General features: G+C 72.1%; 13 protein-coding genes. 8 read left to right on the top strand and 5 right to left on the bottom strand.

Annotated features, from left to right (window positions below):
• Window positions 1-86: 86 nt before the first annotated feature.
• Both DEJ24_RS11430 and DEJ24_RS16930 read right to left on the bottom strand, forming a co-directional pair.
• The gene (locus DEJ24_RS11430; RefSeq protein WP_111078746.1) at window positions 87-1,160 is read right to left on the bottom strand and encodes a CU044_5270 family protein; all 1,074 of its coding nucleotides are present in this window, start codon (window positions 1,158-1,160) and stop codon (window positions 87-89) included.
• On the bottom strand, window positions 1,153-1,698 hold the full coding sequence (locus DEJ24_RS16930; RefSeq protein ID WP_181432736.1) for an RNA polymerase sigma factor: 546 nt from the start codon (window positions 1,696-1,698) through the stop codon (window positions 1,153-1,155). Before DEJ24_RS16930 ends, DEJ24_RS11430 begins: the two co-directional genes overlap by 8 nt.
• Before the next feature lie 487 nt (window positions 1,699-2,185).
• On the opposite strand from DEJ24_RS16930, the gene DEJ24_RS16925 reads away from it, so the two are divergent.
• Complete coding sequence (locus DEJ24_RS16925; protein WP_181432735.1) at window positions 2,186-2,590, top strand: hypothetical protein; 405 nt, start codon at window positions 2,186-2,188, stop codon at window positions 2,588-2,590.
• Window positions 2,591-2,643: 53 nt separating this feature from the next.
• On the opposite strand, the gene DEJ24_RS11415 is transcribed toward DEJ24_RS16925, so the two are convergent.
• Window positions 2,644-3,219, bottom strand: a complete 576-nt coding sequence (locus DEJ24_RS11415) for a uridine kinase (protein WP_111078743.1) — start codon at window positions 3,217-3,219, stop codon at window positions 2,644-2,646.
• Window positions 3,220-3,264: 45 nt separating this feature from the next.
• On the opposite strand from DEJ24_RS11415, the gene tsaB reads away from it, so the two are divergent.
• From tsaB to DEJ24_RS11395, 4 genes are all read left to right on the top strand, one after another.
• On the top strand, window positions 3,265-3,885 hold the full coding sequence (gene tsaB, locus DEJ24_RS11410; protein WP_111078742.1) for a tRNA (adenosine(37)-N6)-threonylcarbamoyltransferase complex dimerization subunit type 1 TsaB: 621 nt from the start codon (window positions 3,265-3,267) through the stop codon (window positions 3,883-3,885).
• Window positions 3,882-4,421 carry a ribosomal protein S18-alanine N-acetyltransferase gene (rimI, locus tag DEJ24_RS11405; RefSeq protein ID WP_258374798.1) on the top strand — a complete coding sequence of 180 codons (540 nt, stop codon included), beginning with the start codon at window positions 3,882-3,884 and terminating at the stop codon, window positions 4,419-4,421. The genes tsaB and rimI overlap by 4 nt, the downstream gene beginning before the upstream one ends.
• Entirely contained in the window at window positions 4,408-5,463 is a 1,056-nt protein-coding gene (tsaD, locus tag DEJ24_RS11400) for a tRNA (adenosine(37)-N6)-threonylcarbamoyltransferase complex transferase subunit TsaD (RefSeq protein WP_111043468.1), read from the top strand. Before rimI ends, tsaD begins: the two co-directional genes overlap by 14 nt.
• A gap of 79 nt (window positions 5,464-5,542) precedes the next feature.
• Complete coding sequence (locus tag DEJ24_RS11395) at window positions 5,543-6,157, top strand: DUF4190 domain-containing protein (RefSeq protein WP_181436591.1); 615 nt, start codon at window positions 5,543-5,545, stop codon at window positions 6,155-6,157.
• A gap of 85 nt (window positions 6,158-6,242) precedes the next feature.
• Here DEJ24_RS11395 and DEJ24_RS11390 read toward each other — a convergent pair whose 3' ends face one another.
• Window positions 6,243-7,445 carry a class I SAM-dependent methyltransferase gene (locus DEJ24_RS11390; RefSeq protein ID WP_111078740.1) on the bottom strand — a complete coding sequence of 401 codons (1,203 nt, stop codon included), beginning with the start codon at window positions 7,443-7,445 and terminating at the stop codon, window positions 6,243-6,245.
• 160 nt (window positions 7,446-7,605) lie between these two features.
• On the opposite strand from DEJ24_RS11390, the gene groES reads away from it, so the two are divergent.
• Both groES and rarD read left to right on the top strand, forming a co-directional pair.
• Window positions 7,606-7,902 carry a co-chaperone GroES gene (groES, locus tag DEJ24_RS11385; protein WP_071292506.1) on the top strand — a complete coding sequence of 99 codons (297 nt, stop codon included), beginning with the start codon at window positions 7,606-7,608 and terminating at the stop codon, window positions 7,900-7,902.
• 109 nt (window positions 7,903-8,011) lie between these two features.
• The gene (gene rarD, locus DEJ24_RS11380; protein ID WP_111078739.1) at window positions 8,012-8,974 is read left to right on the top strand and encodes an EamA family transporter RarD; all 963 of its coding nucleotides are present in this window, start codon (window positions 8,012-8,014) and stop codon (window positions 8,972-8,974) included.
• Window positions 8,975-9,238: 264 nt separating this feature from the next.
• Here the strand turns inward: rarD and DEJ24_RS11375 are convergent, their stop codons facing one another.
• The gene (locus tag DEJ24_RS11375) at window positions 9,239-10,576 is read right to left on the bottom strand and encodes an ABC transporter substrate-binding protein (protein ID WP_110903518.1); all 1,338 of its coding nucleotides are present in this window, start codon (window positions 10,574-10,576) and stop codon (window positions 9,239-9,241) included.
• Between the two features lie 248 nt (window positions 10,577-10,824).
• Between DEJ24_RS11375 and DEJ24_RS11370 the strand changes: the two genes are divergently transcribed.
• Window positions 10,825-11,643, top strand: coding sequence for an SDR family oxidoreductase (locus DEJ24_RS11370; protein WP_111078738.1), 819 nt, complete (start codon window positions 10,825-10,827; stop codon window positions 11,641-11,643).
• Window positions 11,644-11,703 lie beyond the last annotated feature (60 nt).

Raw genomic sequence — 11,703 nt, 5'->3', positions numbered from 1 at the left:
GAATCGTTGCCCGCGGCGTCCGCGCGTCTGGCGCGCCGGCGTCCGGACCACGCTGCCGCGACTGGAGCGCGTCTGCCGCGCACCGGTCAGGGCTGGTCGTCCACCGGGAGGACCCGGACGGACACCGAGTCGATCAGCGTCCCCGCAGGGATGCTGCCGTTCCGCTGCGTCTGCACGGTCCGTTCGCCCAGGTAGGTGCCGGACGTCCGGTCGATGATCACGTCCTGGCGTTCCCCGCCGGTGCGGGCCGGCAGCCCGACCGCCGTCCCGACCCGACCGTCGAGAGACGCCTGCTCCTCGGTGACGACGATGCCCGGCAGGGTCGCCAGTGCCTCGTACATCGCCGCGCGGAGGTCGGCGGGCACCAGTCCGGTCCGGAGGAGCTCCTGGACGGTGTCGAACACGTGCTCCGCGTCCGTCGTGTCCACCGCTCGGGGCGCGTCCTCGATCCGGCGGACGAGGGCATCGGGATCGCGGGGCAGGCCCTCGATGTCCGCCGCCGTCAGCGTGCCCGGTCGGACCCCGCCGAGCTCGCCGACCGTGAAGTCCCCGCCGACCGCACGCTCCCACCGGGGGTCGTCGCGGTGCGCCTCGGTCGCGTAGTCGTCCGCCGCGGCCTTCCGGGCAGCGGCGCCGCCGTAGAAGGTCGTCGCCGGCCCCGACCACGTCTCGCGGACCCAGGTGCCGGAGACGTCGGCGGGCACCCACGTCGTGCTCGTCGTCGGCGCCAGGTACCCCTCGTCGTAGTGCTCCCCGTCCGAGGTCGCGTACCCGAGCGCCCGCTCGGTCTCGACCACCTTCGTGAAGGCGCCGACGGGTGCCCGGTCGTCCGCGGCGGCACGGGCGGCCTCGCGCAACGTCGCCGCAGCAGCCGGCGCGGGCGACGACCAGTGCGTGATCCCGATCCCGGAGGCGACCAGTCCGCCGGCGAGCACCACCGCGGCACCGGCGACCAGGACGGGTCGGAACCGACGACGGGGACGGACGGGAGGGACGGTGCGGGCCGGACCCGCGCCTCCCGTCCCCGGGGCGGTCACCGTCGCGGCCTGCGCGGCGGCGTCGAACCGCGTACGTGCACGGTCGAGCGCCGCGTCGAGGACCTCGGGCGGCTCGTCGTCCCGCCGCAGCAGACGGAGGGTGGAGAGGTCGTCGTCAGACATGGAGGGGTCCGTTCAGGGAGTCGGTGGCGCCCGGGACGGCACGGAGGGCCGTGCGGGCGCGGTTCAGTCGGGAGCGGACGGTCCCGACGGGGACGCCCGTGGCCGCCGCGATCTGCTCGTAGGTGAGCTCGGCCCATGCGTACAGCAGCACGGTGTCCCGGACCGCGGGGCGCATCCGGTCGAGCTCCCGGACCACCGCCTGCACGGCACGCTGCACGTCGACGCGGTCGCCGGTCTCGTCCTCGACGTGCTCCGGAGTCGCGGAACGGGACATCGCCCGGAGCGTCCGTCGCTGCGATCGCCAGTGTCGGCTGAGCAGGTTCGTCGCGATGCCGAACAGCCACGGCAACGGCTCCTGCCGCTCCGGGTCGAACGAACCCCACCGCACCAGGGCGGTGACGAACGTCTCACTGAGGATGTCCTCGGCGCTTTGCAGGTCCGTGCGGCGGGCGAGGTAGCGCAGGATGCGGCGGCCGTGCAGGTCGAACTGGCGACCGAGCTCGGCGGCGGCGTCTGGCGGGGGATGGTTGCTGGGCACGATTGGTGTTGCCCGATCGGGGTGGGGGAGTTCCATCTTCGTCCCCGGAAGGCCGCGAGTGTGTCGGCCAGCGTTCGAGCGTCGTGTGCGGATGGGTCGCGATGTGGTCGAGGGCCGCCTCAGCACGCCTGTCGTGGATGAGGGCATCCACCGCATCCCAGCGGCGTGCCCACGCACCGAGTTCAGGACTGATCGCCGCAGTGAGCGAGCGCGCATCCTCGAGGACCAGCGCCGGGGACCGGCGAAGCTGGCGTCCCTCGGCCCCGGTTCCGGGTTGGGGGAACCCGAAGACGACCGGCTCGCAGTGGTTGATGCGGTTCCGTGCCCAATTGAGGCGGAGTGCCAGCCGGTGGACTTCGCGGCGGGTTCGGCCCGGGAACGCAACGCCGAGAGCTGGTTCCCAGAAGGACTCGGAGTAGGACGCCTTCGTCCCGTCGGGTTTCCGGCCACCGCGACCCAACACAGCCACCCACGTCCCCAGCATGAGTTGCGCGACGACCTGGCCCGGTTGCGCAGCGACGCCGACGCGTGCGATCGCCGTCTCCACCTGCCCGAGGAGGTCTTCATCGAACGCATGCCGCTGGTTCTCGAACCAGCGGGGACCGAACTGCGCTGCGAGAGACCGGTGCAGGTGCTCGCGCAGCGCGACCTCCACGAGCCGGAGGACGGCGTGGAAGTGCGAGGCCAGCGACGCGTCGACGAGGGCCAGCTCGACGGCTGCGCGGTCTGCACCACCGACTGCAGCGCGGAAGCGTCGCAGGCGAGAGGGAGCGAGACTCGCGATCAGAGCTCGCTGTTCGTCGTACGTCGGAGGCGGGATCACCCAGGCACGCTACTATCGATGCATAGTCCCGCAGTCGAAAGGCTGCTCGGGTTCTGGAAGCCGTCGTAGTCCCTCGGGTCACGGCGGCTTCACCCGTTCTCGGGCGTCCGGATGAGCGGGTGTCAGGCGCGCGAGCGGTACCGGACGTCTGCGGACTCCCGCGGGGCGAAACGCTCGGCGAAGTCGCAGTCGTTCGGGATCCAGACATCCCGCCACAGGTCGTCGTGCGACCGTCCGAGTTCGTGGTCCCGGGCGATCCCGCGCCGAGCCGCCTCGTCGAGGTCGACGTCGCACCAGACCGTGAGGTCCAGCGCCCCTCGGACCTCCGGATGGAAGAGCCCGATCAGGTCGACCACGAGCAGGTCGGTGGCCGGCAACGGCTCCGGCGTCCCGAGCGCACGGCTCGACCAGTCGAACCGGCGGAACGTGCTCGCACGACCGGCGCGGTGTGGCTCGAGGACCTCGGCGGCGAGCCGCAGGCGTTCCACGCCGTCCCAGTCCGTCGATCGCCGGTGCGACCGGGTCGGGTCGAGGAAGTCGTCGCCGCGGATCCGGACCGCCCCCGGCAGCGCGTCGACGAGCGCACGGGCGAGCGTCGACTTGCCGGACCCGCAGTGGCCGGACACCCCGATCACGAGAGGCGACCGTGCCGATCCACGGAGTGTCCGGACGTGCTCGATCAGGGCATCGCGGTCCATCCGGCCAGCGTAGGGCGGGCGTCGGTCCGCGCCTACGATGGTCGGGTGCTGCTCGCGATCGACACCTCCGCCGGGACCTCGGTCGCCGTCGTCGACCCGGCGACCCGCCGGGTCCTCGCCGAGCGCGGGACCGAGGACACCCGCCGTCACGCCGAGGTGATCGGGCCGTTCCTCGACGAGGTCCTGCGTGCCGCCGGCATCACGCCCGCGGACGTCACGGGCGTCGTCGCCGGCATGGGCCCCGGACCGTTCACCGGCCTCCGCGTCGGCATCGCCGCCGCCCGCACCTTCGCCGCTGCCCGCGGTGTCCCGTTCCTGCCGCTCGTCAGCCACGACGCCGTGGCCGCCGGTCAGCAGGGTCCGCTCGTCGTCCTGACGGACGCCCGCCGCCGTGAGGTCGCGTGGAGCGCGTACGACGCCGACGGCGTCCGTGTCGCCGGCCCGGGTCTCGCCAGGCCGGCGGACCTGGACGACGTGCTGGGAGCCTCCCGTCCCGACCTCGTGGACTGGCCCCGTCACACTGCCGCCACGATCCCGGCCGGGAGGCTCGGGGTGCTCGCCGCGGACCGGCTCACCTCCGATGCGCCCCTGGCCGCGGACACGCCGGTGTACCTGCGCGAACCCGACGTGACGGTGCCCGGTGCACCGAAGCGGGTGGCTCGGTGACCGCGCTGCCGGAGGGTCTGCGGATCCGTCGGGCGCACCCCCAGGACCTCGACGACGTCATGTGGCTCGAACGCGCCTCGTTCCCGACCGACGCGTGGTCGACGTCGCAGATGTCCGCAGAGCTGTACTCACCGCACGGGTACTACGTCGTCGTCGAGACGACCGACGAGGGCTCGGCGCCGACGGTCGTCGGGTACGCGGGACTGTCGTCGCTGCCCGGCAACCCGGTCGCCGACGTGCAGACCATCGCGGTCGCCGCCGAGCAGCGGGGGAAGGGCCTCGGCCGGGTGCTCTTCACCGAGCTCCTCGACGAATCCCGACGCCGCGGCGTCCACGAGGTCTTCCTCGAGGTCCGCGCCGACAACCCCGTCGCGCAGACCATGTACACCGGGTTCGGGTTCGAGCACATCGCCACCCGGCCGCGGTACTACCAGCCCGACGGGGTCGACGCGTGGGTGATGCGTGCAGCGCTGGAGCCCGCGACCCGGTCCGCCCCGGGCCCGATCGGACAGGAGGCGCTCGGTGAGCGCGACTGAACCCCTGGTGCTCGGCATCGAGACGAGCTGCGACGAGACCGGCGTCGGCATCGTCCGCGGCACCACCCTGCTCGCGAACGTCATCGCGTCGAGCATGGACGAGCACGCCCGCTACGGCGGAGTGGTCCCCGAGGTCGCCGCACGGGCGCACCTCGAGGCGATGACCCCGACCCTGCAGCAGGCACTCGAACAGGCCGGTGTCACCCTCGACGAGCTCGACGCCGTCGCCGTGACGGCGGGTCCGGGGCTCGCCGGTGCCCTGATGGTCGGGGTCGGTGCCGCGAAGGCGCTCGCCGTGGCGACCGGCAAGCCGCTGTACGGCGTGAACCACCTGGTCGGTCACGTGGGCGCGGACGTCCTGCGGCCGGACGGGTCCGAGATCGACCTGCCGACCGTGGCGCTGCTGGTCTCCGGCGGGCACACGTCGCTGCTCCTCGTGCGGGACCTGGTCGGCGACGTCGAGCTCCTCGGCGAGACCATCGACGACGCGGCGGGCGAGGCGTTCGACAAGGTCGCCCGACTCCTCGGGCTGCCGTACCCCGGCGGACCGCAGATCGACCGGGCGGCGGCGGACGGCGACCCCACCGCGATCCGGTTCCCGCGCGGCCTGACGCTGCCGAAGGACATGGCGGCGCACCGGTACGACTTCTCGTTCTCCGGGCTGAAGACCGCCGTCGCCCGCTGGGTCGAGCGCTGCCGTGACGAGGGCCGCGAGGTCCCCGTGGCCGACGTCGCCGCGAGCTTCCGGGAGGCCGTGGTCGACGTCCTGCTGACCAAGGCCCTGAACGCCTGCCGGGACACCGGCGTCGACCGACTGCTGCTGGGCGGCGGGGTGGTCGCGAACGCCCGGCTGCGGCAGGTCGCCGAGGAACGGTGCGCTGCCGCCGGTGTCGCGCTGCGCATCCCGCCGTTCGACCTGTGCACGGACAACGGCGCGATGATCGCGGCCGTCGGGGCACGGCTCGTCGCCGAGGGGCACGCGCCGAGTGCCCTGGGCATCGCGGCGGACTCCACCCTGCCGGTGACGACCGTCCAGGTCTGAGCCGGAACGCCCGGGTCCCTCCGGGTGCCGTGTGGGAGGATCGGGGACGGCGGTCGAGCGGCCGTCAGGAGGGTGCAACGTGTCCGATCTGAACGACCGATCGAAGCCGGACGAGACGTCCCGGCAGGGGCAGCAGTACCCGTCCGGGCAGCAGTACCCGTCCGGGAAGCAGAGCCAGGGCTGGCAGCAGCCGGGGCAGTACGGGCAGTACGGTGCCGCGCCCCAGGACCCCTCCGCACAGCAGTACCAGCCGAACCCGTACGCCCAGCAGGCCCCGTACGCCCAGCAGGCCCCGTACGCGCAGCAGGACCCGTACGCCGCTCCACAGTACGGTCAGCCGGGCACCTCCGACCCCTACCGGGCCACCACGCACAACCCGTACGCCCCGCAGAAGACCAGCACCCTCGCGATCCTGTCGATCGTCTTCGCCTTCGGCGGCCTCGTCCTCGGGCCGCTCCTGATCCTCACGAGCCCGGTCGGCGCGATCCTGGGGCACGTCGCCCTCGGCCGCATCAAGCAGACGGGGGAGCAGGGCCGCGGCCTGGCGCTCGCCGGCATCATCGGCGGCTGGGTCCTGACGGGGCTCTTCATCCTCCTCGTCATCGCGATCGTCGCGGTCTTCGCCGCCGCGCCCGGGTCGGGCGGCTATGACTGGGACAGCTCCGGCGGCGGCGTCGGCGCGCTCGTCGGCTGACCCGGGCGGCGTCCGGCGCGGCGGGGCGCGGAACGGCTCGCGGCGCAGCGCGGTGCAGCGCGCTGCACCGGTCGGCGTCCGCCGCTCAGCCGGCCACGTCGGTGAGTCGTTCGCACAGGACGGCGGTGTGTCGTCCCTCCAGGCGGGTGAGCACCAGCGTCACGCTCCCGCGGCCCCGCAGACGCAACCGCTTGCGGAACTCGGCGGGGTCCACGTCGACCCCGCGCTTCTTGATCTCCACGGTGCCGATGTCGTCCGCGGCCAGACGTGCCGCCAGACGCTTGACGTCGAGCGGCATCGTGTCGAGCACCCGGAACCCCTGCGCGAACGGCGTGACGACGGCCTGGTCGGACGTGATGTACGCGATGCCCTCCGAGAGCATCCGGCCGTCGATCGAACGGGCGAGGTCCCCGATCAGCCGCGCACGGATCACCGCGCCGTCGGGTTCGTAGAGGTAGCCACCGAGCGGTCCGACCTCGACGTCCTCGGCGTCGGCGGCACCGGTCAGCTCGGCGATGCCGTGCGGGCCGACGACGGTCGCGGCGCGACGGATCCCGGGGCGGGCGAGGGGGCCGAACCACAGGGCGAGTTCGACGACCTCCCGGTCGACGGAGGTCCACTGCGCTTCGGCGGTGTCCGGTATCAGGTCACGGTCGATGCCCGGGCCGAGCTTCACCCCGGTCGGGGTCGTCGTGGCGGCCGCGAACACCGTGTCGAGCGAGGGCGACCAGTCGTCGGGGTCGGCCAGGCGGCGGGTGTCCGAGTGCCCGCTCGTCCGCCGGGCCGGGTCCATCCAGACCCCGTCGACGGTGGACAGGTCGAACGAGGCGGCGTCCCCGAGCGCGACACGGGCGTTCGGCCACGGGGCGAGGTTGTGCGTCGCGACGGCCGCCGTCACCTCGTCACGGTCGACCGCGGTGACGTCGAGGTCGAGCGCGGCCATGGCCAACGCGTCACCGCCGATCCCGCAGCCGAGGTCCGCGACCCGGTGCAGACCGGCAGCGGCGAAGCGTCCGGCGTGCTGCGCGGCGACCTGCAGCCGGGTGGCCTGCTCGAGGCCCGCCTCGGTGAAGAGCATGCGCGCGGCGAACCCGCCGAACTTGCCGCGGGCCTTCTGCCGGAGCTTCGCCTGGGTCAGGACGGCCGCCACCAGGGCCGGGTCGTGCCCCTCGTCCCGCAGCCGCGACACCACCCGGACGATCTCGCCGCCGTCGGAGACCGAGGGCGTACGGTCGAGCAGGTCCATCCCGGCCGGGGTCAGCAGCTGGGTGAGTTCGGCGGCGTCCATGCCCCGATCCTCCCAGGCGGCGGACGCGACCGTGGTGCACTGGCACTCGGATTGACCGAGTGCCAGTGACGTCCTACAGTTGGGGTTGGCACTCTCCCGAGGGAAGTGCCAACCCGGTTTTCGTCAGTACCGAACACGTACCGAGAAAGAAGAGGTCACCGTGGCCGTCAGCATCAAGCCGCTCGAAGATCGCATCGTCATCCGTCAGGTGGAGGCGGAGCAGACCACCGCGTCCGGTCTGGTCATCCCGGACACCGCGAAGGAGAAGCCCCAGGAGGGCGAGGTCGTCGCCGTGGGCCCCGGTCGCATCGACGACAACGGCAACCGCGTGCCGCTCGACGTCGCCGTCGGCGACAAGGTCATCTACTCGAAGTACGGCGGCACCGAGGTCAAGTACTCGGGCGAGGACCTGCTGGTCCTCTCCGCCCGCGACGTCCTCGCGGTCATCGAGCACTGACACCCGCTCAACGGAACGCCCCGTCGGCCTGGCCGGCGGGGCGTTCCGTCGTCCGCCGGGAGGCCCGCCACCAGCACCCGACGTCGGCTCGCCTTCCTAGGATGGTTCCGTGAGTGAACCGAGTCCCAGGCGCCCCGCGCGCAGCGAGGCGTCCGTCGGCGTGGTGCAGGCCGTCATCGCCTACGGTCTCTGGGGGCTGATGCCGCTCTTGTTCGCCGCGATGGCTCCGGCCGGGCCGTTCGAGATCGTCGCCTGGCGCATCGTCTTCGGCCTCGGGTTCTGTGCGATCGCGATCGCCGTGACGCGGACGTGGCTCCGCACCCGGGCGTTGCTCGCCGACCGCCGCGTGATGGCCGTCCTGGCTCTCGCCGCCGTCCTGATCCTGGTGAACTGGACCGTGTACGTCGCGGCGACGACGACCGGGCACACCGTCGAGGCCGCGCTCGGGTACTTCATCAACCCGCTCGTGACGATCGCGCTCGGTGTCGTCCTGCTCCACGAGCGACTCCGGCCGGCGCAGTGGGCAGCGGTCGGGATCAGCGTGGTGGCGGTCGTCGTGATCGCGGTCGGCTACGGGCAGGTCCCGTGGATCTCGCTCACCCTGGCGTTCTCGTTCGGGCTGTACGGGCTCGTGAAGAAGCGGGTCGGTGGCACGGTCGACGCGCTCAGCGGACTGACGATCGAGACGATGTGGCTGACGCCGCTCGCGGTGGGGGCGCTCGTCGTCCTCGGCACCACGGGTCTGGCCGGCGGCGTGACCCTCGGCGGCGAGGGCTGGCTGCACACGCTCATCATGATCGGCGCGGGACCGGCGACGGCCGTCCCGCTCCTGCTCTTCGCGTCGTCCGCTCGGCGGCTGACGCTCTCCACGCTCGGGCTGACGCAGTACCTGACGCCGGTGATGCAGCTCGTGGTCGGGGTGACGATCCAGCACGAGGCGATGTCGGGCTCGCGCTGGGTCGGCTTCGCGATCGTGTGGGTCGCGCTGGTGGTGCTCACGATCGACTCGTTCACGGCGGCCCGACGTGCGCGGCGGACGGCGGCGCCGGAGGTGGTGGACGCCGGGGCGTAGGCGGTCCGCCGGGTCTCCCCGGGCCTCCAGTCCGCCGTCTGCCCGGGACGCCGCCGTGTGTGCGAGACGCGGCCGTCTGAGACGGCCCCGTCTGTGCGAGACGCCGCGACCGCCGCGAGACGCCGCGGAGTTCGGCGGTGTCTCGGCGGCATCGCGGCGTCATCCGGTGACGCCCCCGTCTCGCGCGCACGCGGGGACCAGCCGGCGCACGCGAACGGCCCCCGGGAGCTGCTGCTCCCGGGGGCCGTCGTGGTGCTGGTGCGGTTACTTCGAGACCGAGCCCTGGATGGCGCTCTGGTAGACCGGCTTGTTGTCCGAGTCGAACTTGTAGATGCCGATGTAGGCGCTCGACGGGTCGTTCTTCTTGTCGAACGGGCCGATGCCGGACGGACCGGTGTAGTGGATGTCCTTGCCGTCGTCCAGCAGGGCCTTGCACTCCTTGAACGTCGCGCACTCGGTGCCACCGTCGGCGCCGGACACCGCAGCCATGTTGGCCTGGATGGTGCCGGAGTCGGTGCCCTTGCCCTTCACGGCGGCGAGGGCGGCGATGGTGGTGGCGTCGTAGGACTCAGCCGCGTACGAGAAGTCGGCAAGGTCCTTGCCGGAGGACTTCTTGTAGAACTCCACCAGACGCTGCTTCAGCTCGTCCTTCGGGCTGGCACCGGGGATGGTGCCCTGGGCGCCGTCGAGGGTGCCCTTGTCGAAGTCCTTCGAGTAGTCCGCGGTGTTGCCGTCGGACATGTAGATCTTCGCCTTGTTCCCCTGCGAGACGAGCTCGGGGATGATCGACTTCGTCTCGTCGAAGGCGAGCACGACGATCGCGTCGGGCTTCGCGGCGAGGGCCGCGGTCACCTCGGACGAGAACGTGGTCTGTCCGGGCGGGAACTCCTGGCCCTTGCCCTTGGCGCCGTAGACGACCTGGCCGCCAGCGGCCTCGACGGCTTCCTGGACGGAGTTGCGGAGGCCGGTGCCGTACGTGTCGTTGAAGACGAGGAACGCGACCTTGGCGTTGCCGTCACCCGTGACGAGCTGTCCGAGTGCGGAACCCTGAACCGAGTCCGGCGGAGCGGTGCGGTAGTAGTGCGAGGAGTACCCGGACAGGTCGGTCGCGGTGTTGGCCGGCGAGACCTGGACGATGCAGTTGCTGGTGAGCTGGTCGATCACGTTGAGCGTGACGGACGAGGACTCGGCACCGATGACGACCGGGACCTTGGCGTTGACGAGCTTCGTCGCGGCCGAGCTCGACACGGTCATGTCGTTGCTGTCACCGGAGTCGGTGGCAGGGTCGATCGTGACGTCCTTGTCGAGCACGCCGCCGCCGGAGTTGATGTCCTCGACCGCGAGGCCGACGCCGGACTCGGCCGGCGGGTTCAGGTAGGCGAGCGATCCGGTCAGCGGCAGGATCGTGCCGATCTTCAGGGCGTCGGTGCTGGGCGACGAGGGGGCCTGGCAGCTCGCGGCCGGGTCCTTCTTCGCGCCGCCGGCCGAAGCCGACTCGGAGGAGCCGCCACCGGCGTTGCTCGAGGTGGAACAGGCGGCGAGGAGCACCGCTGCAGCTCCCGCCAGTGCCAGCGCCGTGGTGGCGCGGGTGGTTCTGATCATCCGTGGAACCCTTTCTCTGCGCGGAGGCCCTACCGCATCGGGTCGAGCGCGGCGTCTCCGCGTGGGATGTGGAGAAAACTAGGGTCGATGTGTTTCGCCCGTGTGACGGAAGTACACGCCTGGATGTTTCGTTACAGAGCCGTGACTCTTCTGAACAGCCTCACCGGAACCCCTGATGAGGAGTCCGTCTGGACGGTCTCCGCGGTTCCGGACGGCCGTCAGGGAGGCCCGGCGTACGTTCCCGAGGCATGAGCGAGCCATCTTCGACCACCCAGTTCCGGCCCTCCCGGGCCATCGTCACCGGTGCCGAATCCGGGATCGGACGCGCCACCGCCGTCGCCCTCGCGGCTGCCGGGATGGACGTCGGCATCACGTACCTGTCCGAGCCCGACCGTGCCCAGGAGACCGCGGAGGAGATCCGCGCCGAGGGCCGTCAGGCGTTCGTCGAGCAGATCGACGTCACCGACCTCGCCGGCGCCAGCGCGGTGATCGAGCGGCTCGCGGAGCAGCTCGGCGGGGTGGACGTCATCGTCGCCGACGCCGGCACGGGCGACAACGCACCGTTCCTCGACATGACGCTCGACCAGTGGCGGCACACCGTGTCCACCGACCTGGACGGCGCGTTCGTCACGATCCAGGCGGCCGCTCGGCGCATGGTCGCGCAGGGCACCGGCGGCCGGATCATCGGCATCACGAGCGTCCACGAGCACCAGCCCCGCTACGGCTCGAGTGCGTACGACGCCGCCAAGCACGGGCTCGGCGGACTGCTCAAGACGATCGCGATCGAGCTCGCCGAGCACGGGATCACCGCGAACGCCGTCGCTCCGGGCGAGATCGCGACGCGGATGACCGGCGCCGAGGACGAGGACCCGCACACGATCTCCCGTCCCGGGGTGCCGCTCGGCCGTCCGGGCAACGCGTGGGAGATCGCGGCCGCGGTGGCGTTCCTGGCCTCGCCCGCGTCGTCGTACATCACCGGCGTCTCGCTGCCCGTCGACGGCGGCATGCTGCAGATGGGCCCCCACGGCGGCAGCCACATCACGTCGAACGACTGGCGCAGCGCGTAGCCCCTCGCAAAACGCAACCTCGGCGGCTTCTCGCAGCGCAGTACCGCGGCGCCTCGCCGC

Origin of the sequence: Curtobacterium sp. MCPF17_001, from assembly GCF_003234615.1 — a bacterium.
Lineage (GTDB): Bacteria > Actinomycetota > Actinomycetes > Actinomycetales > Microbacteriaceae > Curtobacterium.
Note: the sequence above shows the minus strand (reverse complement) of the source record. Positions and strands in the feature narration are given on the sequence as shown.